The sequence below is a fragment of the Pseudomonas atacamensis genome (assembly GCF_017167965.1).
Classification (GTDB): Bacteria; Pseudomonadota; Gammaproteobacteria; order Pseudomonadales; family Pseudomonadaceae; genus Aquipseudomonas; species Aquipseudomonas atacamensis.
The window spans coordinates 2,028,930-2,054,075 of the sequence record NZ_CP070503.1 but is presented as its reverse complement, the minus strand read 5'-3'; the positions used below and the strand labels follow the sequence as shown (position 1 = coordinate 2,054,075).

General features: G+C 57.0%; 16 protein-coding genes, 2 tRNA genes and 3 rRNA genes. 8 read left to right on the top strand and 13 right to left on the bottom strand.

Going from position 1 to position 25,146, the window contains the following annotated elements:
* Positions 1–120 precede the first annotated feature (120 nt).
* Positions 121–2,049 carry a transglycosylase SLT domain-containing protein gene (locus tag JWU58_RS09395; RefSeq protein ID WP_071173063.1) on the top strand — a complete coding sequence of 643 codons (1,929 nt, stop codon included), beginning with the start codon at positions 121–123 and terminating at the stop codon, positions 2,047–2,049.
* A 105-nt stretch (positions 2,050–2,154) separates the two neighbouring features.
* On the opposite strand, the gene JWU58_RS09390 is transcribed toward JWU58_RS09395, so the two are convergent.
* The gene (locus JWU58_RS09390) at positions 2,155–3,183 is read right to left on the bottom strand and encodes a Fic family protein (protein ID WP_206421818.1); all 1,029 of its coding nucleotides are present in this window, start codon (positions 3,181–3,183) and stop codon (positions 2,155–2,157) included.
* A gap of 55 nt (positions 3,184–3,238) precedes the next feature.
* Positions 3,239–5,023 carry an ABC transporter transmembrane domain-containing protein gene (locus JWU58_RS09385; protein WP_206421817.1) on the bottom strand — a complete coding sequence of 595 codons (1,785 nt, stop codon included), beginning with the start codon at positions 5,021–5,023 and terminating at the stop codon, positions 3,239–3,241.
* 258 nt (positions 5,024–5,281) lie between these two features.
* On the opposite strand from JWU58_RS09385, the gene JWU58_RS09380 reads away from it, so the two are divergent.
* Positions 5,282–5,461, top strand: coding sequence for a PA1571 family protein (locus tag JWU58_RS09380; RefSeq protein WP_016775501.1), 180 nt, complete (start codon positions 5,282–5,284; stop codon positions 5,459–5,461).
* Positions 5,462–5,615: 154 nt separating this feature from the next.
* On the opposite strand, the gene pdxB is transcribed toward JWU58_RS09380, so the two are convergent.
* A complete protein-coding gene (gene pdxB, locus JWU58_RS09375; RefSeq protein ID WP_206421816.1) occupies positions 5,616–6,761 on the bottom strand; it encodes a 4-phosphoerythronate dehydrogenase PdxB in 1,146 nt (381 codons plus the stop codon).
* Positions 6,762–6,921: 160 nt separating this feature from the next.
* On the opposite strand from pdxB, the gene JWU58_RS09370 reads away from it, so the two are divergent.
* Positions 6,922–8,331 carry an MATE family efflux transporter gene (locus tag JWU58_RS09370; RefSeq protein WP_123442355.1) on the top strand — a complete coding sequence of 470 codons (1,410 nt, stop codon included), beginning with the start codon at positions 6,922–6,924 and terminating at the stop codon, positions 8,329–8,331.
* Between the two features lie 48 nt (positions 8,332–8,379).
* Here the strand turns inward: JWU58_RS09370 and tusA are convergent, their stop codons facing one another.
* On the bottom strand, positions 8,380–8,628 hold the full coding sequence (gene tusA, locus JWU58_RS09365) for a sulfurtransferase TusA (RefSeq protein ID WP_016775503.1): 249 nt from the start codon (positions 8,626–8,628) through the stop codon (positions 8,380–8,382).
* 144 nt (positions 8,629–8,772) lie between these two features.
* Positions 8,773–9,846 (bottom strand): 23S rRNA (cytidine(2498)-2'-O)-methyltransferase RlmM, encoded by a 1,074-nt coding sequence (gene rlmM, locus JWU58_RS09360; protein ID WP_041477361.1) that lies wholly within the window; start codon positions 9,844–9,846, stop codon positions 8,773–8,775.
* A 222-nt stretch (positions 9,847–10,068) separates the two neighbouring features.
* On the opposite strand from rlmM, the gene acnA reads away from it, so the two are divergent.
* A complete protein-coding gene (gene acnA, locus JWU58_RS09355; RefSeq protein WP_206421815.1) occupies positions 10,069–12,810 on the top strand; it encodes an aconitate hydratase AcnA in 2,742 nt (913 codons plus the stop codon).
* 314 nt (positions 12,811–13,124) lie between these two features.
* Here the strand turns inward: acnA and JWU58_RS09350 are convergent, their stop codons facing one another.
* The gene (locus tag JWU58_RS09350; protein ID WP_016775506.1) at positions 13,125–13,613 is read right to left on the bottom strand and encodes an SRPBCC family protein; all 489 of its coding nucleotides are present in this window, start codon (positions 13,611–13,613) and stop codon (positions 13,125–13,127) included.
* A gap of 176 nt (positions 13,614–13,789) precedes the next feature.
* Here JWU58_RS09350 and JWU58_RS09345 point away from each other — a divergent pair, with 176 nt between their 5' ends.
* Positions 13,790–14,704, top strand: coding sequence for an ADP-ribosylglycohydrolase family protein (locus tag JWU58_RS09345; protein ID WP_123441977.1), 915 nt, complete (start codon positions 13,790–13,792; stop codon positions 14,702–14,704).
* A gap of 40 nt (positions 14,705–14,744) precedes the next feature.
* Entirely contained in the window at positions 14,745–15,149 is a 405-nt protein-coding gene (locus JWU58_RS09340) for a lysozyme inhibitor LprI family protein (protein WP_123441976.1), read from the top strand.
* A 44-nt stretch (positions 15,150–15,193) separates the two neighbouring features.
* Here JWU58_RS09340 and mrdA read toward each other — a convergent pair whose 3' ends face one another.
* The 6 genes from mrdA to JWU58_RS09310 form a co-directional block, all read right to left on the bottom strand.
* Positions 15,194–17,086 (bottom strand): penicillin-binding protein 2, encoded by a 1,893-nt coding sequence (gene mrdA, locus JWU58_RS09335; protein ID WP_206421814.1) that lies wholly within the window; start codon positions 17,084–17,086, stop codon positions 15,194–15,196.
* A gap of 193 nt (positions 17,087–17,279) precedes the next feature.
* Positions 17,280–17,395: ribosomal RNA gene (rrf, locus tag JWU58_RS09330) — 5S ribosomal RNA — on the bottom strand.
* A gap of 156 nt (positions 17,396–17,551) precedes the next feature.
* Positions 17,552–20,445 (bottom strand): 23S ribosomal RNA (locus tag JWU58_RS09325).
* A 246-nt stretch (positions 20,446–20,691) separates the two neighbouring features.
* A tRNA-Ala gene (locus JWU58_RS09320) sits at positions 20,692–20,767 on the bottom strand.
* A gap of 30 nt (positions 20,768–20,797) precedes the next feature.
* Positions 20,798–20,874, bottom strand: a tRNA-Ile gene (locus JWU58_RS09315).
* 81 nt (positions 20,875–20,955) lie between these two features.
* A 16S ribosomal RNA gene (locus tag JWU58_RS09310) occupies positions 20,956–22,492 on the bottom strand.
* The 16S, 23S and 5S rRNA genes sit together here with 2 tRNA genes alongside, the layout of an rRNA operon.
* A 667-nt stretch (positions 22,493–23,159) precedes the next feature.
* Here JWU58_RS09310 and rhtA point away from each other — a divergent pair.
* A complete protein-coding gene (gene rhtA / locus JWU58_RS09305) occupies positions 23,160–24,047 on the top strand; it encodes a threonine/homoserine exporter RhtA (RefSeq protein WP_206421813.1) in 888 nt (295 codons plus the stop codon).
* A 169-nt stretch (positions 24,048–24,216) separates the two neighbouring features.
* Positions 24,217–24,498: a hypothetical protein gene (locus JWU58_RS09300; protein ID WP_039759777.1), complete on the top strand. Its 282-nt coding sequence runs from the start codon at positions 24,217–24,219 to the stop codon at positions 24,496–24,498.
* On the opposite strand, the gene JWU58_RS09295 is transcribed toward JWU58_RS09300, so the two are convergent.
* A complete protein-coding gene (locus JWU58_RS09295) occupies positions 24,499–25,068 on the bottom strand; it encodes a TetR/AcrR family transcriptional regulator (RefSeq protein ID WP_206421812.1) in 570 nt (189 codons plus the stop codon). It lies immediately after the preceding gene.
* Positions 25,069–25,146 lie beyond the last annotated feature (78 nt).

Sequence of the window (25,146 nt, the reverse complement as noted above, 5' to 3'; positions counted from 1 at the left end):
GCGAACTTGTGCAGCGAGGCTCGCAAAGCTTTCGCCGCTTGCTGGCAAAAGGCTAAGCTACAGTCAATTCAGTGCGGATTTCGATCGGCACTTGTCATGATTTCTCTGCCCGGATGTCTCATGCGCAGTCGCCTTTTCAGTGTTTTGTCCTGCTTGTTTCTTACCGCCGCTGCCGCTCAATCCGTCCAGGCGGTGGACCTGTCCACCCAACGCCAGTATTACGATGAAGCCAAGCGCGCCTTGGCCAAGGGTGATACCGGCCCGTATTTCCGTTACAGCCAGGCGCTGGCCGATTATCCGCTGGAGCCGTATCTGGCCTACGACGAACTGACCGCCCGCCTGAAGACGGCGAGCAACGCGGAAATCGAGAAATTCCTCGCCGAACACGGTGACCTGCCGCAAGCCAACTGGATGAAGCTGCGCTGGTTGCGCTGGCTCGCCGACCGTGGCGACTGGGCGACCTTCGTCAAGTATTACGATCCGAAGCTGAATTTCACAGAACTGGACTGCCTCAACGCGCAGTACCAGATCAGCCACGACAAGAAAGCCGAAGGGTATGCCAGTGCGGAAAAACTCTGGCTGACCGGCAAATCGCAACCGGCCGCCTGTGACGCGCTGTTCGGCATCTGGGCTGCCGACGGCCAGCTTACCGAGCAGAAACGCTGGGAGCGCACCAAACTTGCCGCGCAGGCCCGCAACTATCCGCTGGCCAACAGCCTGATCAACGGCCTCACCACCCTCGCCCCGCGCGGTCGCTTGCTGGTCGACGTGGCGCAGAAACCCGAACTGCTCAACCAGCCGTCGCGCTTCACCCCGGCCGACGAGCCGATGTCAGACGTCGTCAGCCTCGGCCTGCGCCGCCTCGCTCGGCAGGATCCGGACAAGGCCATGGCTTTGCTCGACGGTTACGCCAGCAGCATGCATTTCTCTCGTGATGAGAAAGTCGCGATTGCTCGCGAGATCGGCCTGACCCTTGCGCGCCGCTTCGACAGCCGCGCGCTGGATGTCATGACCAAATACGATCCGGAGCTGCGCGACAACACCGTCTCGGAATGGCGCCTGCGCCTGCTCTTGCGTCTGGCACGCTGGAATGATGCCTATGAGCTGACCAAACGTCTGCCGCAAGACCTGGCCACCACCAACCGTTGGCGCTACTGGCAGGCGCGCAGCCTGGAACTGGCCGAGCCACAAAACCCGCAAGCGCTGACCCTGTACAAGAATCTGGCGCGGGAACGAGACTTCTACGGCTTCCTCGCCGCAGACCGTTCACAATCGCCTTACTCGCTGAACAACAAACCGCTGGTGCTCAGCCAGGCGCTGATCAACAAGGTCCGCAACACCCCCGGCGTACGTCGCGCGCTGGAGTTTCATGCACGCGGGCAGATCGTCGATGGGCGTCGCGAGTGGTATCACGTCAGCCGTCATTTCAACCGCGATGAAATGGTCGCCCAGGCCAAACTGGCCTACGACCTGAAATGGTACTTCCCGGCGATTCGCACCATCAGTCAGGCGCAATACTGGGACGATCTGGACATCCGCTTCCCGATGGCGCACCGCGATACCCTCGTGCGTGAGGCCAAGGTGCGCGGCCTGCATTCGAGCTGGGTGTTCGCCATCACCCGGCAGGAAAGCGCCTTCATGGACGACGCGCGCTCCGGCGTCGGCGCCAGCGGCCTGATGCAATTGATGCCCGGCACGGCCAAGGAAACCGCGCGCAAGTTCAGCATCCCACTGGCCTCACCGCAGCAAGTGCTCGATCCGGACAAGAACATTCAGCTCGGCGCCGCTTACCTCAGCCAGGTGCACAGCCAGTTCAACGGCAACCGCGTGCTCGCCTCCGCCGCTTACAACGCCGGGCCGGGCCGCGTGCGTCAGTGGCTGCGCGGCGCTGATCACCTGAGTTTCGACGTCTGGGTGGAAAGCATCCCGTTCGACGAAACCCGTCAATACGTGCAGAACGTGTTGTCCTACTCGGTGATCTACGGGCAAAAACTCAACTCGCCGCAACCGCTGGTGGATTGGCATGAGCGGTATTTTGATGATCAGTAACGGGTAATGCCGGTTACGTAGAAGCCACCGAAGACAGCGATCTTTTGATCTGGCTCAACAAAAATGCCCGCACTGCAATACGGGCATTTTTTTAGCGCAGCAGATCTATCTTTTCGCCTGCACGACCTTGAGCTTGCCCTCTTCTGTGAGCAGGTATTTCTGAACGGGACTGTTCGGACTTTGAGGATCCGTCATTTCGACCAATCCCGCTGCCAGTGCCGGTTTAAGGTAGTTGGATCTAAATGTCGCCCTATGTGTAAGACCCAATTCGCCCATTAGCTCACTGGTTTTCAGCGCCCGGTTTTGCAACGTTAGCAAAAGCCTCTTTACTGGGTCGGTTACTGGGTCGGTTACTGGGTCGGTCACAGACTCGCTTTCGACGGCTTCGCGCAGTGCAAGACTCAACGCGTGGAGCATGAATTCAACAAACGGCGTCGATTCTGCCATCCGGTCCGCCGTCGAGAGCGCAGCGTAATAGGCGTCCTGTTGATCCCGGATAACCGCCTCAACTGGCAAGTAGGCAAGCACCGGTCGCCACTGGCTGAGAATCAGAGTTTGCCAGAGACGCCCCATCCTCCCATTTCCATCCGCGAAAGGATGAATAAACTCGAATTCGTAATGGAAGACACAACTGATGATCAACGGATGCCAATCAGATGAGCCAAGCCATGCCAAGAGGTCATCGACCAGATCCGCAATCCGGCTCGGGGGCGGCGCCATATGCACCAACTGATTGCCTCGATAGATGCCAACGCCCGTACGGCGTAATTGCCCACTATCCTTGATCAAACCGTGCATCAATAACTCATGGGCTCGCAACAGATCAGGCTTGCTCCCCGGATTCCAGGTGGGCATCGACTCATACGCCGCAAAAGCGTTGTGAACTTCCTGTATCTCCTTGGGCAACCCCAGGACTCGACGCCCGGCAATGACCGCAGTGACCTGTCCAACACTCAATGTATTGTTTTCGATAGCCAGCGAAGCCTGAATCGTACGGATTCGATTGCTTCGACGCAGCTGAGGCGTCTGCGGACTATCGTCCACAGCCAAGAGCTGACCTATCTGTTCGCTGATTTCGGCGATCAGCGTAATCATTCGTGCAGTCAAGGTCAGCGGCGGCTGATAACGACTCATATCCTCATCCTGAAATCATGCAGTTCGTAATGATGCCCGATGTTGGCGCCATGCATCAGTTCTGTTTAGTCGCCTCATAACCATCATTAAACTGCAACGCCGCCAGCCGCGCGTACAGTGGATTGCTGGCGATCAACTCCTGATGTGTCCCCACCGCTACCAGCTTGCCTTGATCCATCACTGCAATCCGGTCAGCGTTCTTCACCGTGGCCAGTCGGTGCGCGATGACCAACGTGGTGCGGTTTTCCATCAGCGTTGGCAGGGCCTGCTGGATCAGATGCTCGCTCTGGGCGTCGAGGGCACTGGTGGCTTCGTCCAGGAGCAGGATCGGCGCGTCTACCAGCAAGGCGCGGGCGATGGCCAGACGTTGGCGCTGACCGCCGGACAACCCGAGGCCGCCATCTCCCAGATGAGTTTGATAGCCGTCCGGCATTTGTTCGATGAAGTCGTGGGCGTGGGCAATTCGCGCAGCTTCCTCGACCTGTTCAAGCGTGGCCGTCGGGCAGCCGTAGCGAATGTTGTCCTCCACACTGCCGAAGAACAACGCAGGAGTTTGCGAGACCAGGGCGAAACAGCGGCGCAGATCCAGCGGGTCAAGGCTGGTCAGCGGCACGCCATCGAGGAGAATCCGGCCCTCGCGCGGATCGTAGAAGCGCAGTAACAAGTCGTAGACCGTGGACTTGCCCGCGCCCGACGGCCCCACCAATGCCAGGGTTTCGCCCGCCCTCACCGTCAGACTCAAGCCATCAACGGCGTAGCTTTGCGGACGCGACGGGTAGGAAAAACGCACGTCGCGCAGTTCAAGTTCTCCTTTGACTCGCGCTGGCAGAGTGACCAGTCCGGTCGACGGTGGCTGGATGATGTTTTCCGAGCGCAGCAATTCCGCGATGCGTTCAGCGGCACCCGCAGCGCGTTGCAGTTCGCCGATCACTTCGCTCAGCGTGCCGAACGCGCTGCCGACAATCAGGCTGTAGAAAACGAATGCCGCCAGCTCGCCGGCCGAGATACGCCCGGCCATTACGTCCATGCCGCCGACCCACAACATCACCGCCACTGCGCCAAGCACCAGCACGATCACCAAAGTAATTAACCACGCTCGCTGGAAAATCCGTTTGCGCGCGGTTTCGAACGCCTGCTCGACGGTCGAAGCGAAACGCTGCTCGTCCTGAACCTGGTGGTTGTAGGCTTGCACGGTTTTGATCTGGCCGAGGGTTTCCGACACATAGCTGCCAATGTCGGCGATACGGTCCTGGCTCTGGCGCGAGAGATTGCGCACGCGGCGGCCGAAAATCAGGATCGGCGCGATCACCAGCGGCAGTGCAATCACGACAATGCTGGTCAACTTCGGATTGGTGATGAACAGCAGCACTACACCGCCGATCACCATCAGCAGATTGCGCAGGAACAGCGAGAGCGACGAACCGATCACCGATTGCAGCAAGGTGGTGTCAGCGGTCAGGCGCGACTGGATTTCCGAGCTGCGGTTGTCCTCATAAAAGCCCGGATGCAGATACACCAGGTGATTGAACACCTGACGGCGAATGTCGGCGACCACGCGCTCGCCTATCCACGACACCAGATAGAAACGGGCAAAGGTGCCCAGCGCCAGCCCGAGCACCAGCAACATGAAAATGCCGATGGACTGATTGAGCAGATGCGGCGAACGGGTCATGAAACCCTGGTCTACCAACAACTTGATGCCCTGCCCCATCGACAGGGTAATGCCGGCGGTGACGATCAGCGCGAGTAGAGCGCCGAAGGCATGCCAGCGGTACGGCAGGAGAAAATGACTGGTCAGGCGCAGGGCGCGCCGGTGTCGGGAAGAAAGCATGGAGATCATGGAGTTCACGTCTGCGCAGATGGATCGGGCCAGCCTACAGACTCAGATGGGGTGGAACTCTGTAAATCACAATGAGTCAGGTTAAATATGCCCGGGATGTCCGGATGCTAGAAACGATTGGTCTAAGGTTGCGGTTGAGACGAGCGGTCATTTCTGTTTGAGTAGAGATGCCGCCCGCCGACAGACCGCAGGGAGTTGTCACAGCCTGGTCACGTGGCGGTTTTAACTTAGGCACACAACCTGATGAGGAGACAGGCCATGTCCTTGCAACACAGCAGCGAAGACAAGATTGAAGTGATGCGCACCAAACCCGGTCAGTCTCTGGGTTGCTCGATTATCGATGAGCAGGGCCGCGAAGTACCGATCACTGAAGACATGATCCAGGACGCTTGCCGCGAACTGGAGAAGCGATTGGTCAAGCCTGCCGAACAAGAGTGATGTAGCCACCGTCTTCCCGACCCGGCCCTGATTGGCCGGGTTTTTTATATCTGTAATTTAGCTGCGAATCGTGTAGGAGCTGCCGAAGGCTGCGATCTTTTGATCTTCAAAAAGCAAGATCAAGAGATCGCAGCCTCGTTTCACTCGACAGCTCCTACAGGACACGGGTTGCCCCCAGCGCCTCTACAATCTGCCGCAACCCCGGCGCATCACCTTCAATTCGCACCTTCAGCCCTTCGATCTCGCGTCGCACCGGATATTGCTTGCGCAACACGTCAAACGCCGCACGCTGCTCAGCGACATTTCCCACCAGACTGCGGCGGAAATCCGCATCATCGCGGCGCGGGTCGTACACGCCCCGGCACAACATCGCCAACGCCCACGCCGGATCGCTGTCACCGTGCAGGGAAACTTCCGACAACCAGGTTGCTGGCAGCAGATCGCTGAGCGCGATAGCTGCAGGTTGGCCGCTGAAAGCGCAGTAGGCCTGATAGATCTGCGCGGTCCCGCGTTGCTTGCCGTCGAGGCTGTAACCGGCAATATGGGGCGTGGCCAAAACGCAGAGCTCGGCCAGCGCAGGGTCGACTTCCGGTTCCTTCTCCCAGACGTCGAGCACCGCTTGCAGGTCCTCGCGCTCCAGCAGCACCTCACGTAGCGCAACGTTATCCACCACAGGGCCGCGCGCCGCGTTGATCAACCATGCACCCTGCTTGAGTTGCTGCAAACGCTGTTGATCGAACAGGTGCCAGGTTGCAGAGTCGCCGCTGCGGGTCAAAGGCGTATGCAGACTGATCACGTCGCACTGTTCGATGATCTGCTCAAGGCTGACATAATCGCCGCCCTCGGCAGCCTGACGTGGCGGGTCGCAAACCTTGACGTTCCAGCCCAGGCCCTTCAGGACCTTGATCAAGCGCCCCCCCACTTCACCGGCGCCGACAACGCCGTAAGTACGCTGCGTCAGATCAGCCCCTTCGATTTCGGCCAGCGTCATCAGACTGCCCAGTACGTAATCGACCACCCCACGGGCATTACACCCCGGCGCGCTCGACCAGCAGATCCCGGCCTCGTTGAAGTAATCGAGATCCAGATGATCGGTGCCGATGGTGCAGGTGCCGACAAAGCGCACCTTGCTGCCATCAAGCAGCGCGCGATTGACGTTGGTCACCGAACGCACCAGCAACACATCGGCGTGCTCGACCGTCGCGCGGTCAATGGAGCGGCCCGGCACTCGGCGGATGTCACCGAAACCGGCAAAAAAGGCATCGAGCAGCGGGATATTTTCGTCGGCAACAATCAGCATGGCGGGCTCCTTGGGCGGATCGGCAGTTTAGGTGCTGACGCGTCGATCAGCCAGCAGGGTTTGCGCTTACAAATACGCAACAGAGGATTTTTCCTGACCGAGGCGTCAGCGGCGTAGAATGCGCCGCTCTGCGCATCGATACTTTCTGGACGCTTTGCCTGTGAACCCTGTAACTGACCAACCTGTCGCCGTCTCGCTGAGCCGCCCTGCGCGGATTCGCCTGGAGTTGAAAAACCTGCTCGCCCTCGCCCTGCCGATCATCATCGCGCAACTGGCGACCACGGCGATGGGCTTCGTCGATGCGGTGATGGCCGGGCGCGTCGGGCCCAAGGACCTGGCGGCAGTGGCACTGGGCAACTCGATCTGGGTCCCGGTGTTTCTGTTGATGACCGGCACCCTGCTGGCCACGACACCAAAAGTCGCCCAGCGTTTCGGCGCCGGCAAGCACAGCGAAATTGGCCCGATTGTGCGTCAGGCGTTATGGCTGGCATTGGTAGTCGGATTGATCGCCACCTCGATGCTGATCGCTGCCGAGCCGGTGCTACATCTGATGAAAGTCGATCCGGAGCTGATCAGCCCGTGCATGCAATATCTGCACGGCATCGCCAGCGGCTTGCCGGCGGTGGCCTTCTATCACGTGCTGCGCTGCACCAGCGACGGCATCGGCCGCACCCGCCCGGCCATGGTGCTGGGCCTGTGTGGTCTGGCGCTGAACATCCCGCTGAACTACATCTTCATCTACGGCCACTTCGGCGTGCCGGCCATGGGCGGCGTCGGCTGCGGCTGGGCCACGGCAATCGTGATGTGGGTGATGGCGCTGGGCCTGGCCGGGTACGAACGCTGGGCACCAGCCTATCGCTCAAGCGAACTGTTCAGCCGTTTCGACTGGCCGCAGTGGACGGTGATCAAACGTCTGCTGTCGATTGGTTTGCCGATCGGCATCGCGGTGTTTGCCGAGTCGAGCATTTTTGCCGTGATCGCCCTGCTGATCGGCAGCCTCGGCGCGACGGTGGTGGCCGGGCATCAGATCGCGCTGAACGTCAGCTCGCTGGTGTTCATGATCCCGTACTCGCTGGGCATGGCGGTTACCGTGCGTGTCGGCCAGGCGCTGGGCCGCGAGGAACCGCGTGAGGCGCGTTTTGCCGCTGGAGTCGGCATGGGCACGGCGCTGGCCTACGCCTGCCTGTCGGCGAGCCTGATGCTGGCGCTACGCGAGCCGATTGCGGCGATCTATACCGCTGATCCAACGGTGATTCACATTGCGGCGATGCTGATTGTCTATTCAGCGCTGTTCCAGTTTTCCGATGCGATCCAGGTGACTGCGGCAGGCGCACTGCGTGGTTATCAGGATACTCGGGTGACGATGATCCTGACCCTGTTCGCCTACTGGGGGATTGGTTTGCCGGTCGGTTATGCGCTGGGCCTGACCGATTGGCTCGGCGAGCCACGCGGTCCGAGCGGTTTGTGGCAGGGTTTGATCGTAGGCTTGAGCTGCGCAGCGTTGATGCTGTCGATTCGTCTGACACGCAGTGCGCGCAAGCGGATTCGAATCAGTCGTTCGGCGGGTTGATCACCCATAAAAAAAGACCTGCATTTGCAGGTCTTTTTTTGCCCTGAGTCAGGACTTCTTGCGAATCCAGTACAGATAGGTGCCGGCCTCTTCATGCTGGCTGACCAGTTCATGGTCAAGAAACACGCAGAACTTGGGGATATCGCGCTTGGTCGAGGGATCGGTGGCGATCACCTTGAGCAGGCCGCCGGGTACCAGATCGCGAATGTGCTGGTGCAACATCATCACCGGCTCCGGGCAATTGAGGCCGGTGGCGTCGAGGGTGCCGTCGACCGGGGTATCGATCATTTCACTCATGGTTCACTCCAGAAACTGGCCGGCATTGTCGCGCATTGCTTGGGATATCGTCCAACCCATGTGGGAGCGAGCCTGCTCGCGAAGGCAATCCGTCAGCCCCACCGCTTTCGCGAGCAGGCTCGCTCCCACAGGTTCAGTGTTGTGTCAGCGCGATTTGGTTTTCCTGGTGTCATGCCGGCGCAAATGGCAAGTCACTTCCTCGCGGTCGTGATACAGCTGCTTGCAGCCGATATCAACCTTGATCCCACGCGCCTTGAATCCATCGGCAATGCGCTCGAGCAGACGTTTCACTTCGGCATAACGCTGCTTCATCGGCAGCTTCAGGTTGACCACTGCTTCGCGGCAATGTCCTTCGCCGATCCACTCTTCCAGCATCGCCGCGTTGCGCGCAGGTTTCTCGACGATGTCGCAAACCATCCAGTCCACCGGCTGCTTCGGCTTGAAGGTGAAACCGTCTGCCATCAGATGCTGGACCAGCCCGGTTTCCATCAGGCTTTCAGCCATCGGGCCGTTGTCGATAGCCGTCACCAGCATGCCACGGTTGACCAGTTGCCAGGTCCAGCCGCCCGGCGCGGCGCCGAGGTCAACGCCGGTCATGTCGCTGTGCAGGCGGTCTTCCCACTGATCACGTGGAATGAAGTGGTGCCACGCCTCCTCCAGCTTCAAGGTCGAACGGCTGGGTGCCTCGCGAGGAAACTTCAGGCGCGGGATGCCCATCGGCCACATCGCCGAATTGCCGGCATCGGCCATGCCGAGAAACACTTCGCGACCACTTTTGAAGGTCAGCAACAAACGCGGCTTGCTGGCGTCTTCCACCAGTTTGCCAGCGGCGGTCAGCGCCTTGCGCAGCGGGCCTTCGAACTTTTTGCAGAAATTCGACAGTTCCTTGCCGTCATTGGTATCGACCACTTCCAGCCACAGACTGCCAAACACCGGGAAATCGGCCATGTGCGCGAGGATTACGCTGATGCGATCGTTTTCCGGCAGATCGATGAAAAAGCCGCGCGCCCACTGCCGAGGGAAGATCAATTCGGCGAAACGCTGACCGCGCATCAGGCGTTCGGCGCCGTCGGCTTCGGTGCAGACAAACTCGGCGCAGGCCGTGGCGGTTTTGGCTTTGGCGTAACCGGCGACATTGAGACGGGCGGCGAGATCGGAAATCTCCGAACAGACTTCGCCTTCGAAGCCGGGCCGGCAATGCATGAATAGGGTGTTCATTCTTACTCCTGGGCAGCGGTCGATCATTCGGCCGCTGCGCGATGCTCAAGCCTTGCGTTGCCGCAATGCCTGTCACGAAAACCGGCGCATGATAGCTGAAGTCGGAACCATGGTTGCGCCGATAGAGTCCAGTTATTAGCCAGCTACTCAAAACAGGGCTAGGTTTAATGCTCTGCCCGTCCCCTCAGTCCGTAGCCGTGCGGACTCAAAGGAGTGATCGTAATGCCGTCCCTCGATAGTCTGAAGTCACTGAAAACCCTACAAATCGACGCCACGACCTACCACTATTTCAGCCTGCCGGAAGCCGCCAAAAGCCTGGGCGATCTCGACAAGCTGCCGATGTCATTGAAGGTCCTGCTGGAAAATCTGCTGCGCTGGGAAGACGAAAAAACCGTCACCGGCGCTGACCTCAAAGCCATCGCCGCCTGGCTCAAGGAGCGCCGCTCCGATCGCGAAATCCAGTACCGCCCTGCCCGTGTATTGATGCAGGACTTTACCGGCGTCCCCGCCGTGGTCGATCTCGCCGCCATGCGTGCGGCAATGGCCAAGGCCGGCGGCGATCCGCAGCGGATCAATCCGTTGTCGCCGGTGGACCTGGTGATCGACCACTCGGTGATGGTCGACAAGTTTGCCAGCGCCAGTGCGTTTGAACAGAACGTCGACATCGAAATGCAACGCAACGGCGAGCGCTATGCCTTCCTGCGCTGGGGCCAGAGTGCGTTCGATAACTTCAGCGTGGTCCCGCCGGGTACCGGCATCTGCCACCAGGTCAACCTTGAGTACCTCGGCCGCACCGTTTGGACCAAAGACGAGGATGGCCGCACCTACGCCTTCCCCGACACCCTGGTCGGCACCGACTCCCACACCACCATGATCAACGGTCTCGGCGTGCTCGGCTGGGGCGTTGGCGGGATCGAAGCGGAAGCGGCGATGCTCGGGCAACCGGTGTCGATGCTGATTCCAGAAGTGATCGGCTTCAAACTCACCGGCAAGCTCAAGGAAGGAATCACCGCCACCGATCTGGTGCTGACCGTAACGCAGATGCTGCGCAAAAAAGGCGTGGTCGGCAAATTCGTCGAATTCTATGGCGACGGCCTCGCCGACCTGCCGTTGGCAGACCGCGCGACCATCGCCAACATGGCTCCGGAATACGGTGCGACGTGCGGTTTCTTCCCGGTCGACGATGTCACGCTGGAATACCTGCGCTTGTCCGGCCGGCCGCCGGAAGTGGTGAAGCTGGTCGAGGCCTACACCAAGGCTCAAGGCCTGTGGCGTCTGCCGGGTCAGGAGCCGGTGTTCACCGACAGCCTGGCCTTGGACATGGGCAGCGTGGAGGCAAGCCTGGCCGGACCGAAACGTCCGCAGGATCGCGTCTCCCTGCCGAACGTCGCGCAGGCCTTCAGTGATTTCATCGACCTGCAATTCAAACCCACCAGCAAGGAAGAAGGACGCCTGGAAAGCGAGGGCGGTGGCGGCGTGGCGGTGGGCAACGCCGATCTGGTGGGCGAAGCGGACTACGAATACGAGGGCAAGACCTATCGCCTGAAAAACGGTGCCGTGGTCATCGCCGCGATCACTTCCTGCACCAACACTTCCAACCCGAGCGTAATGATGGCTGCTGGACTGCTGGCGAAAAAAGCCGTCGAAAAAGGCCTGACACGCAAGCCTTGGGTCAAAAGCTCACTGGCCCCCGGCTCGAAAGTGGTCACCGACTACTACAAAGCTGCCGGGCTGACTCAGTACCTTGATCAGCTCGGGTTTTCGTTGGTCGGCTACGGTTGCACCACCTGCATCGGCAACTCCGGGCCACTGCCGGAGCCGATCGAGAAAGCCATTCAGAAAGCCGATCTGACCGTCGCGTCGGTCTTGTCCGGCAACCGCAACTTCGAAGGTCGCGTACACCCACTGGTGAAAACCAACTGGCTGGCCTCGCCTCCGCTGGTCGTCGCCTACGCACTGGCTGGCAGCGTGCGCACCGATATCAGCAGCGAACCGCTGGGCGAGGATCAGCAGGGCAATCCGGTGTACCTGCGCGATATCTGGCCGAGCAGCCGGGAAATCGCCGAAGCGGTGAATCAGGTCAACACGGCGATGTTCCACAAGGAATACGCCGAAGTGTTTGCCGGCGACGAACAATGGCAAGCCATCGAGGTGCCGCAAGCGGCGACTTACGTGTGGCAGGACGATTCGACCTACATTCAGCATCCACCTTTCTTCGACGACATTTCCGGCCCTCTGCCGGAAGTGAACGACGTCAAAGGTGCGCGAGTCTTGGCTTTGCTCGGCGATTCAGTGACCACCGACCATATCTCCCCCGCCGGCAACATCAAGATCGACAGCCCGGCCGGGCGATACCTGCAGGAAAAAGGCGTCGAGCCGCGCGACTTCAACTCCTACGGTTCCCGTCGCGGCAATCATGAAGTGATGATGCGCGGCACGTTTGCCAACATCCGTATTCGCAACGAGATGCTTGGCGGCGAGGAAGGCGGGAACACCATTTACATCCCCACCGGGGAAAAAATGGCGATCTATGACGCAGCGATGAAATATCAGGCTTCGGGGACGCCGTTGGTGGTGATTGCCGGTCAGGAGTACGGCACCGGGTCGAGCCGTGACTGGGCGGCGAAAGGCACCAATCTGCTGGGCGTCAAAGCGGTGATTGCGGAGAGTTTCGAACGTATTCACCGCTCGAATCTGGTCGGCATGGGTGTGCTGCCGTTGCAGTTCAAGCTTGATCAAAACCGCAAGAGCCTCAATCTGACCGGCAAAGAGTCGTTCGAGATTCTGGGATTGACCGGCGTCGAGCTAAGGCCGCGGATGAACCTGCCGCTGGTTATCACTCGGGAGGATGGGCGTCAGGAAAGAATCGAAGTCTTGTGCCGCATTGATACGCTGAATGAGGTCGAGTACTTCAAATCCGGGGGGATTCTGCATTATGTGTTGCGGCAGTTGATTGCTTCGTGACGGGGTGACATTCGCCCAGGCTGTGATCTTTTTGACTTGGCTTTCAAAAGCAGGATCAAAAGATCGCAGCCTTCGGCGGCTCCTGCATTCAGGCGAAAAAAAACCCGCCGAAGCGGGTTTTTCCCAAGACCATTATCGACTCCCTGTCGGCAGCGATCCTTGCTATGGTCGATCGTCCATGATCCTGAAACACTCCCTGTGTCTCAGTTGATGTGTGTAGATTACCCAGTGGATCCAATCAGCAATAGTCGTAAAAGCTACCAGCACGTGTAAGACATTCGCCATACAAACACTTCCGAAAACCCTTAGGTCCGTCAGGCACCGCCGCTTTCACGAGCCCTGGCGCTTTCGGCGAGAAACTGTTCAAGCCTGCTCAACTGCTCCTCCCAGCCGCGACTGTCCATGTAATACGCCTCTTTCTGACGGATATCAGGGATGTGCGCGAAGCCGGATTCCGAGACCTTGAGTAGAGTGCCGTCTTCGAAGTCCTGCAATTCGAACTTGACCAGCGTGGTCGGCTCTTGTGAATAGTCGATCTTCGGGTTGACTGCATACGGGTGCCAGCGAAAAGAAAACAACTGCTGCGGCTCGACCCGCTCGATCAGCACATTCCACAATACGTGTTCATAACCGGGGTACGTGACCTGACCCTGCGTCCACTCGCCGGCAATGAAACGCCGGCCCTCGAGCGCCACGCCAAACCACTGGCCAAACGCCTCTGCATCGACCAATGCACGCCAGACGTGGGAACGCGACGCCTTGAGCGTGATCTTGCGTTCGAAACTGTTAGGTACTGGTTTCATACGTCACCTCCTGTTCTGAACACTAGGCTTGTATGACCACATGTCCAATGCGAAGTTGTATCGAAGCGCTGCAGACACCGATTCGAGCGGACACATTCTGCGGTAGTTTGCGCTCTGTGATCGGCGCCGCATGACCTGTTATCTTTCCAGCGAATCCGCAGAAACAAGGACGAATCATGCAGCCCTCTCTTGCCGATCGGTATCGCGGCGCCCTCCTCGGCCTGGCTTGCGGCGATGCGGTCGGCACAACAGTTGAGTTCCAGCCGCGAGGATCATTCCAGCCGCTGAGCGACATGGTCGGCGGTGGCCCGTTCCAGCTCAAGCCAGGGCAATGGACCGATGACACTTCAATGGCACTGTGCCTGGCCGAGAGCCTGCTGCGCAAAAACGGTTTCGACGCGGCTGATCAGATGGGCCGCTATCTCAATTGGTGGAAATGGGGATACCTGAGCTCCACCGGCGAATGCTTCGACATCGGCATGACCGTCAGCCAGGCGCTGGAACAGTATCAGCGAACCGGGGAGCCTTTCGCAGGGTCGACTGATCCGTTGACAGCTGGTAACGGGTCGCTGATGCGGTTGGCACCAGTCGTGCTGTTTTATTTTCCGGACGCTCGACAGATCCAGATCCACGCTGCCGACAGTTCGCGCACAACCCATGCGGCGCCGGAGGCAATCGAGTGCTGCCAATTGCTGGCTGATCTGATTGCACGAGCGCTTGAGGGTGCGGAGAAAACACAGCTTCGCCGGGCGCCACTGCTTAAGCTTTCCCAGCCCAAGGTGGTTGCGATTGCTCAGGGTGAGTACCTTCACAAAGCGGAAACTGAAATAAAAGGCAGTGGCTATAGCGTCCAATCGCTGGAAGCCGCTTTGTGGTGCTTTCACCATACGCAGACATTCGCCGAAGCGGTGTTGAAAGCAGCCAATCTCGGTGATGATGCGGATACAACGGCTGCTATCGCGGGTCAGTTGGCAGGTGCTTACTACAGCGCTCGGGCGATCCCCGAGCACTGGCTGGAGCAGTTGCATGAAGGCGAGGAAATCACCGCCACTGCGGATCGCTTGCTTGAGGCCTCCCGGCTACGTACATAACAATCGATACACTCTTTCCACTCGAGATAGCGAGAACCTTATGTCAGTACGTTTGCTTCTGGCCTCTGTGCCTTTTTTGTTTGCCCCTTTCGCCCATGCCGCCGTTGATTGCGCCAACGCCAGCGATCAGGCGACGATGAATCAATGCGCGGGGCAAGCGTTCAAAGCGGCGGACAAGGAATTGAATACGATCTACCAGCAGATCACCGGGCGTCTCAAGGACAACCCGGACGGAAAGAAGCTGTTGGTCAACGCGCAGCGGGCGTGGGTCAGCTTCCGGGATGCCGAGTGCAAGTTTTCGGCTTCTGGGGTGGCGGGCGGGAGTGTTTATCCATTGGTTTACAGTGGCTGTCTCACAGCCGTCACCAAGGCTCGGGTAGAAGCCTTCAAGCAACATTTGAACTGTGAGGAAGGTGATATGAGTTGCCCAGTACCCGGTGCGTAATCACAGGCTCCGCTTAGGGAGCCTGTGCTGTGAACCGTTACGCCTCAGACGTGAGGATCGCCCGGCGCTTTGCTCGGCGCTGCGTATTGCGGCTTGAGGTGGCCTTCCTTATCGAGTAACCAGGCGTCCATGATCTGCCGCACAACGGGACCGGCAACACGACCACCCGCCTCGCCGTTCTCGATCATTACCGAGATGGCGATCTTCGGATGTTCGGCCGGTGCGAATCCTACAAACAGGGCGTTGTCACGGTGGCGCTCGAGGGTTTTCTCACGGTTGTAGCGCTCACCCTGCTTGATCGCAACCACTTGCGCCGTACCACTCTTGCCAGCGATGCGGTATTGCGCCCCCGCAGCCGCCGCTCGGGCGATGCCTCGAGCATCGTGCATGACCATCTGCATTCCGTGATTGACCTGCTCCCAATCGCGCGGATCTTTAAGCAGAATGTTCGGCATCGGGTGCTCGTCAACCGGCGCAACGCCGTCGACCGACTTGGCCAGATGCGGTCGATTCCATATCCCTTTGTTGGCAATCAGTGCAGTGGCTTGGGCCAATTGCAGCGGTGTGACCTGCATGTAGCCCTGGCCGATGCCGAGAATAACCGTCTCGCCGGGATACCACGCCTGTCGCCGTGTAGCGCGTTTCCACGCTTGCGACGGCATCAGACCTGGCGATTCTTCAAACATGTCCAGCGAGACTTTTTCTCCAAGGCCGAACATCGCCATGTAGTCGTGCAGACGATCAATGCCAAGCTTGTGCGCCAGATCATAGAAGTAGGTGTCGTTCGAGCGCATGATCGCCGCGTCCATGTCCACCCAACCATCACCGCTGTGGTTCCAGTTGCGATACTTGTGATCGAAATCCGGCAATTGGTAGTAGCCGGGATCGTATACGCGGGTCTGTGGGGTCACGACGCCCGCGTCCAGACCAGCAATGGCGACTTCCGGCTTGATCGTCGAGCCTGGAGCGTACAGGCCGCGCAGTACGCGGTTAAACAGCGGACGGTCGATGGAATCGCGCAACGCTGAATATTCCTTCGAACTGATCCCGGTGACGAACAGATTCGGATCGAAACTCGGATTGCTGACCATCGCCAGCACTTCTCCAGTGGACGGATCGAGCGCTACCACCGAACCACGACGGTCGCCCAAAGCAGCTTCAGCGGCCTCCTGCAGCTTCACGTCGAGGCTGAGGACGATATTTTTACCTGGCACCGGATCGGTGTGCTTGAGTACCCGCAACACACGGCCTTGAGCATTGGTCTCGACTTCTTCGTAACCGACATGGCCGTGCAACTGCGTCTCATAAAAACGCTCGATACCGGTTTTACCAATGGATTGCGTACCTCGGTATTCCACGGAGTCGAGGGTTTTAGCTTCCTTTTCATTGATCCGACCGACATAACCGATCGAATGGGCGAAATGTGCGCCTAGGGGATAGTGCCGGACAAACTGCGGTTCGACATCAAGTCCCGGTAAGCGAAACTCGTTAACCGCCAGGATGGCAATCTGCTCTTCCGTCAGCTCATAAAACAGGGTGACCGGTGTGAACGGATGCCGGGATTGCTTCATCGCCTTGTCGAATACCGTGCGGTCTTCAGCAGGCAAGTGCAGCAAGTTGATGACTTCGTCCAATTCTTGATTGACGTCGGTGGCACGCTCACGGGTGATGGTCAGGTTGTAGCTGGGGCGATTGTCGGCGAGCAACACACCGTTGCGGTCGTAGATCAATCCACGCGTTGGCGGTATCGGGAGGACATGAACGCGATTGTTTTCGGAGATGGTCGAGTGGTAGTCGAATTCCACGACCTGGAGGATGTACAGGCGCACCACCAGAGCGCAGCTGATGGCGAAGACAAACAGAGCGCAGGCGATCAATCGTTTGTTGACCAGCCGCGTCTCTTTTTCATGATCCTTGATCGGGATTGGTTCAGGCATTTCTACAGCAACTCTTTGACATAAATGAATGCCGATCCATGGGCATGACATCAGTCCGTTAAAAAACGAGCTGCACCATACCAAAACTCGCCATCCACTTCAGGATGAATTTCCCCGGTGGCAGGCTGTAAGAACTTTCTCGCAGGCAAAACAAAACCCCAACTGCTTTCGCAATTGGGGTTTCGGAATTTAATCTTGACGATGACCTACTCTCACATGGGGAAACCCCACACTACCATCGGCGATGCATCGTTTCACTGCTGAGTTCGGGATGGGATCAGGTGGTTCCAACGCTCTATGGTCGTCAAGAAATTCGGGTACTGACTCGTGACCAGATGGCCTCGCTTCAGCAAATTGGGTATGTGACAGCTTTCGGTGTTTGTGCGTTTCGAACTTTCGGTTCGTTTCGTCTTCACACACCGCAATCTGGCGCCTTTTCAGGTCAGCAAATTGCTTGGGTGTTATATGGTCAAGCCTCACGGGCAATTAGTATTGGTTAGCTCAACGCCTCACAGCGCTTACACACCCAACCTATCAACGTCGTAGTCTTCGACGGCCCTTCAGGGAACTCAAGGTTCCAGTGAGATCTCATCTTGAGGCAAGTTTCCCGCTTAGATGCTTTCAGCGGTTATCTTTCCCGAACATAGCTACCCGGCAATGCCACTGGCGTGACAACCGGAACACCAGAGGTTCGTCCACTCCGGTCCTCTCGTACTAGGAGCAGCCCCTCTCAAATCTCAAACGTCCACGGCAGATAGGGACCGAACTGTCTCACGACGTTCTAAACCCAGCTCGCGTACCACTTTAAATGGCGAACAGCCATACCCTTGGGACCGGCTTCAGCCCCAGGATGTGATGAGCCGACATCGAGGTGCCAAACACCGCCGTCGATATGAACTCTTGGGCGGTATCAGCCTGTTATCCCCGGAGTACCTTTTATCCGTTGAGCGATGGCCCTTCCATACAGAACCACCGGATCACTAAGACCTACTTTCGTACCTGCTCGACGTGTCTGTCTCGCAGTCAAGCGCGCTTTTGCCTTTATACTCTACGACCGATTTCCGACCGGTCTGAGCGCACCTTCGTACTCCTCCGTTACTCTTTAGGAGGAGACCGCCCCAGTCAAACTACCCACCATACACTGTCCTCGATCCGGATAACGGACCTGAGTTAGAACCTCAAAGTTGCCAGGGTGGTATTTCAAGGATGGCTCCACGCGAACTGGCGTCCACGCTTCAAAGCCTCCCACCTATCCTACACAAGCAAATTCAAAGTCCAGTGCAAAGCTATAGTAAAGGTTCACGGGGTCTTTCCGTCTAGCCGCGGATACACTGCATCTTCACAGCGATTTCAATTTCACTGAGTCTCGGGTGGAGACAGCGCCGCCATCGTTACGCCATTCGTGCAGGTCGGAACTTACCCGACAAGGAATTTCGCTACCTTAGGACCGTTATAGTTACGGCCGCCGTTTACCGGGGCTTCGATCAAGAGCTTCGCGTTAGCTAACCCCATCAATTAACCTTCCGGCACCGGGCAGGCGTCACACCCTATACGTCCACTTTCGTGTTTGCAGAGTGCTGTGTTTTTAATAAACAGTCGCAGCGGCCTGGTATCTTCGACCGGCATGAGCTTACGGAGCAAGTCCTTCACCCTCACCGGCGCACCTTCTCCCGAAGTTACGGTGCCATTTTGCCTAGTTCCTTCACCCGAGTTCTCTCAAGCGCCTTGGTATTCTCTACCCAACCACCTGTGTCGGTTTGGGGTACGGTTCCTGGTTACCTGAAGCTTAGAAGCTTTTCTTGGAAGCATGGCATCAACCACTTCGTCACCCAAAGGGTAACTCGTCATCAGCTCTCGGCCTTAAGATCCCGGATTTACCTAAGATCTCAGCCTACCACCTTAAACTTGGACAACCAACGCCAAGCTGGCCTAGCCTTCTCCGTCCCTCCATCGCAATAACCAGAAGTACAGGAATATTAACCTGTTTTCCATCGACTACGCTTTTCAGCCTCGCCTTAGGGACCGACTAACCCTGCGTCGATTAACGTTGCGCAGGAAACCTTGGTCTTTCGGCGTGGGTGTTTTTCACACCCATTGTCGTTACTCATGTCAGCATTCGCACTTCTGATACCTCCAGCAAGCTTCTCAACTCACCTTCACAGGCTTACAGAACGCTCCTCTACCGCATCATCCGAAGATGATACCCGTAGCTTCGGTGTATGGTTTGAGCCCCGTTACATCTTCCGCGCAGGCCGACTCGACTAGTGAGCTATTACGCTTTCTTTAAAGGGTGGCTGCTTCTAAGCCAACCTCCTAGCTGTCTAAGCCTTCCCACATCGTTTCCCACTTAACCATAACTTTGGGACCTTAGCTGACGGTCTGGGTTGTTTCCCTTTTCACGACGGACGTTAGCACCCGCCGTGTGTCTCCCATGCTCGGCACTTGTAGGTATTCGGAGTTTGCATCGGTTTGGTAAGTCGGGATGACCCCCTAGCCGAAACAGTGCTCTACCCCCTACAGTGATACATGAGGCGCTACCTAAATAGCTTTCGAGGAGAACCAGCTATCTCCGAGCTTGATTAGCCTTTCACTCCGATCCACAGGTCATCCGCTAACTTTTCAACGGTAGTCGGTTCGGTCCTCCAGTCAGTGTTACCTAACCTTCAACCTGCCCATGGATAGATCGCCCGGTTTCGGGTCTATTCCCAGCGACTAGACGCCCTATTAAGACTCGCTTTCGCTACGCCTCCCCTATTCGGTTAAGCTCGCCACTGAAAATAAGTCGCTGACCCATTATACAAAAGGTACGCAGTCACAGAACAAAGTCTGCTCCCACTGCTTGTACGCATACGGTTTCAGGATCTATTTCACTCCCCTCTCCGGGGTTCTTTTCGCCTTTCCCTCACGGTACTAGTTCACTATCGGTCAGTCAGTAGTATTTAGCCTTGGAGGATGGTCCCCCCATATTCAGACAAAGTTTCTCGTGCTCCGTCCTACTCGATTTCATGACTAAGAGATTTTCGCGTACAGGGCTATCACCCACTATGGCCGCACTTTCCAGAGCGTTCCGCTAATCTCAAAGCCACTTAAGGGCTAGTCCCCGTTCGCTCGCCACTACTAAGGGAATCTCGGTTGATTTCTTTTCCTCAGGGTACTTAGATGTTTCAGTTCCCCTGGTTCGCCTCTTGCACCTATGTATTCAGTACAAGATAACCATCTTATGATGGCTGGGTTCCCCCATTCAGACATCTCCGGATCAAAGTCTGTTTGCCGACTCCCCGAAGCTTTTCGCAGGCTACCACGTCTTTCATCGCCTCTGACTGCCAAGGCATCCACCGTATGCGCTTCTTCACTTGACCATATAACCCCAAGCAATCTGGTTATACTGTGAAGACGACATTCGCCGAAAATTCGAATTTCTCAACTAAGAGAACTCACAAATTTTACCTTAGCCTGATCCGTTACCAGTGAAAGTAACGTTCAGTCTATCTTTCTATCACATACCCAAATTTTTAAAGAACGATCTAGTCAAAGACTAGAAATCAACATTCATCACCAACCGGTGGAATGCTCATTTCTAAGCTTTCAAACTTCAGAAGCAGTAGTGGTGGAGCCAAGCGGGATCGAACCGCTGACCTCCTGCGTGCAAGGCAGGCGCTCTCCCAGCTGAGCTATGGCCCCGTATTTCTACAGGCGTTTCCCACACAAAATTGGTGGGTCTGGGCAGATTCGAACTGCCGACCTCACCCTTATCAGGGGTGCGCTCTAACCAACTGAGCTACAGACCCAATTTCGGGCTGCTTCTATCGTCTTCTTCAATGAATCAAGCAATTCGTGTGGGAGCTCATGCAGCAGCTGATGTCGTCGATTAAGGAGGTGATCCAGCCGCAGGTTCCCCTACGGCTACCTTGTTACGACTTCACCCCAGTCATGAATCACACCGTGGTAACCGTCCTCCCGAAGGTTAGACTAGCTACTTCTGGTGCAACCCACTCCCATGGTGTGACGGGCGGTGTGTACAAGGCCCGGGAACGTATTCACCGCGACATTCTGATTCGCGATTACTAGCGATTCCGACTTCACGCAGTCGAGTTGCAGACTGCGATCCGGACTACGATCGGTTTTATGGGATTAGCTCCACCTCGCGGCTTGGCAACCCTTTGTACCGACCATTGTAGCACGTGTGTAGCCCAGGCCGTAAGGGCCATGATGACTTGACGTCATCCCCACCTTCCTCCGGTTTGTCACCGGCAGTCTCCTTAGAGTGCCCACCATTACGTGCTGGTAACTAAGGACAAGGGTTGCGCTCGTTACGGGACTTAACCCAACATCTCACGACACGAGCTGACGACAGCCATGCAGCACCTGTCTCAATGTTCCCGAAGGCACCAATCCATCTCTGGAAAGTTCATTGGATGTCAAGGCCTGGTAAGGTTCTTCGCGTTGCTTCGAATTAAACCACATGCTCCACCGCTTGTGCGGGCCCCCGTCAATTCATTTGAGTTTTAACCTTGCGGCCGTACTCCCCAGGCGGTCAACTTAATGCGTTAGCTGCGCCACTAAGAGCTCAAGGCTCCCAACGGCTAGTTGACATCGTTTACGGCGTGGACTACCAGGGTATCTAATCCTGTTTGCTCCCCACGCTTTCGCACCTCAGTGTCAGTATCAGTCCAGGTGGTCGCCTTCGCCACTGGTGTTCCTTCCTATATCTACGCATTTCACCGCTACACAGGAAATTCCACCACCCTCTACCATACTCTAGCTTGCCAGTTTTGGATGCAGTTCCCAGGTTGAGCCCGGGGATTTCACATCCAACTTAACAAACCACCTACGCGCGCTTTACGCCCAGTAATTCCGATTAACGCTTGCACCCTCTGTATTACCGCGGCTGCTGGCACAGAGTTAGCCGGTGCTTATTCTGTCGGTAACGTCAAAATTGCAGAGTATTAATCTACAACCCTTCCTCCCAACTTAAAGTGCTTTACAATCCGAAGACCTTCTTCACACACGCGGCATGGCTGGATCAGGCTTTCGCCCATTGTCCAATATTCCCCACTGCTGCCTCCCGTAGGAGTCTGGACCGTGTCTCAGTTCCAGTGTGACTGATCATCCTCTCAGACCAGTTACGGATCGTCGCCTTGGTGAGCCATTACCTCACCAACTAGCTAATCCGACCTAGGCTCATCTGATAGCGCAAGGCCCGAAGGTCCCCTGCTTTCTCCCGTAGGACGTATGCGGTATTAGCGTTCCTTTCGAAACGTTGTCCCCCACTACCAGGCAGATTCCTAGGCATTACTCACCCGTCCGCCGCTGAATCCAGGAGCAAGCTCCCTTCATCCGCTCGACTTGCATGTGTTAGGCCTGCCGCCAGCGTTCAATCTGAGCCATGATCAAACTCTTCAGTTCAAACATCTTTGGTTTTTTAAGAAACCCTAAACTTGGCTCAGCAATCGTTGGTTACATCTTTGATTTCTCGCGGAGTAACTTGTGATGCTGATAATCTTGTTGACTATCAGTCTGACTGCACAAGCACCCACACGAATTGCTTGATTCAGTTGTTAAAGAGCGGTTGGTTAAGATCTTTCGTCTCAACCGAGGCGCGCATTATACAGCAGCCTCATTTGCTGTCAAGTGATTATTTTCAGAAGCTTTCGAAGAATTCTTCAACAACTTCAACCACTTGCGCTTCCGATCTCTCGTTAGCGGGAGGCGAATTCTACAGCGTTAATCGCTGCTGTCAACACCTCTTTTTCTCCGCTTTCGACCGAGAAGATCGAACCGTTAAAAGAGCCAAACATCACCACTCTCTCAACTCCTTCCAGGCTTCGATGATCTGAAGCAAGCCGCTGTCGAAAACTGCGTAACTCTTTGAATCTCAAGGAGTTTTCCGTTTCGACTGCGCCGGAAGTGGGGCGAATTATAGACCTCTGGAATCTGCCGTCAACCGTTAATTTCGCTTTTCTTTCAAATCAGCAAAAACGCTTTCTATATATAGACGCGCCCTCATCCAATGCGCAGTATATTGCCCACTACCACAACAATACTGTGTTTTTGCCTTGGATGCTGCCGCGCAATGAATGATCAACCTCGCTCCCTTGCTTCCACATTGTTTCCGGTTTGCCTGCTCATGATAGCCATGGCGTCCATCCAGTCGGGCGCTTCTCTGGCCAAAAGCATGTTCCCCATTATCGGCGCACAAGGAACAACCACTCTTCGCTTGATCTTTGCCAGCGTGATCATGGTGCTGATACTGCGCCCATGGCGTGCAAAGCTGACCGCCAAGTCTCTTCGTACCGTCATCGTCTACGGAATGGCATTGGGTGGAATGAACTTCCTCTTTTATATGTCGCTGCGCACAGTGCCGCTGGGCATCGCCGTTGCGCTGGAATTCACCGGCCCTCTGGCTGTAGCTATATATGCCTCTCGCCGCCCCATCGATTTTGTATGGATTGCGCTTGCTGCGGCCGGCTTGCTTCTATTGATACCTACCGGGGCAACCACTGCCGGCATTGATCTGGTCGGAGCGGGTTATGCGCTGGGCGCCGGAGTGTGCTGGGCGCTGTACATTCTGTTCGGGCAAAAGGCCGGCGCCGACAACGGGGTGACGACGGCAGCCCTCGGCGTGATGATCGCCGCGCTGTTCGTGGCGCCGATCGGCATTGTTCATGCCGGCGCTGCGCTGCTTACACCATCGCTGATTCCGATCGCTATCGGCGTCGCCATTCTGTCCACCGCCCTTCCCTATACCCTGGAGATGGTCGCCCTGACGCGTATGCCCGCGCGCACCTTCGGCACGCTCATGAGTATCGAACCGGCCTTCGGAGCACTATCAGGTCTGCTTTTTCTCCAGGAATACCTTTCATTGTCACAATGGCTGGCCATCCTGTGCATTATTCTGGCGTCAGTGGGCGCAACCATGACCATGGGCAGCGGAGCAAAGCCTGCTGTCGCGGCCGACTGAAGCGTAATAGAAAGTGGGGTCTGGTAATTGGCGCTCATTTAGGCCATGTTTAGCTTCGTAACCCATCGCCATGCATGGATTTTTTCGCAAAGGACGGCACAACGCTGCAAACGCGAGCGAATACAGGCAGACCCGAGCACCAGACTCGTGGCCGCTATTAAGGATGGTAATGAAACGAATTTTGCTACTGATCGCCCTGCTGGCGATCGCGAGTTGCGCAGCGACCTCGGAAACCCAGGTCAAACGCGGCAAGAAGGGGCTGCACATCAACTGTTCCGGACTTTCCTCCTCATGGGACAAGTGCTACACCAGCGCCGCCAATTCCTGCGCGCCCAAGGGCTACAAGGTGATCGCCAAATCCGGGGACGCCGTCGAAGAACCTGGCGATTATCCGTTCGGCTTGAACCCCGCCGGTTATACCAGCCGCAGCATGATCGTCATCTGCAAATAACTACTCGACTCGCGGCAAAGCGAGCTGACGTGTAATTTCCTCGTGACTCGAGCGCAACACCGTACGCTGCACGTCCGGTGTTGCCATCATCCGTGCGACCACCAATGCGCCCACGCATTGCGACAGCACCGACCAGGCCAGACTTTCGCTTTCCAGTATCTCGGCCCAGCCCCGCTGAAGACGGCAGATCCAGTCTTCAGCCTGCTCACGCACCAGTACATCGGCACGGGCAATCTCCGCGCCCAATGTCGGCAGCGCGCAACCGGCCTCGGGTTGCTCGACGTGGGCCATGCTCAGGTACTGCTTCAGACAACGCTCCAGCCGCTGCCGATCTGCACCGCCCTGGCCACCAAGGCGCTCAAGACTTTCACTCAACTCTCGCTCGACGATGGCAGCGAACAACGCATCCTTGGATGAAAAGTGGCTGTAGAACGCGGCGCCACTCAAACCGATGGCTTTCATCAGGCCATCCACGCCCACCGTGGAAAACCCCGATTTCTTTGCCGACAGCGCGCTGCTTTGCAGCAATCGTTCGCGGGTTTCCGATTTGTGTCCGGCCGAATAACGCATGTCATCTCCTGAAGTAGATCGCCTTGACGCTGCCCGAATCCTAGCATAACGTCCGTTAACTAAACGATCGTTAACCCA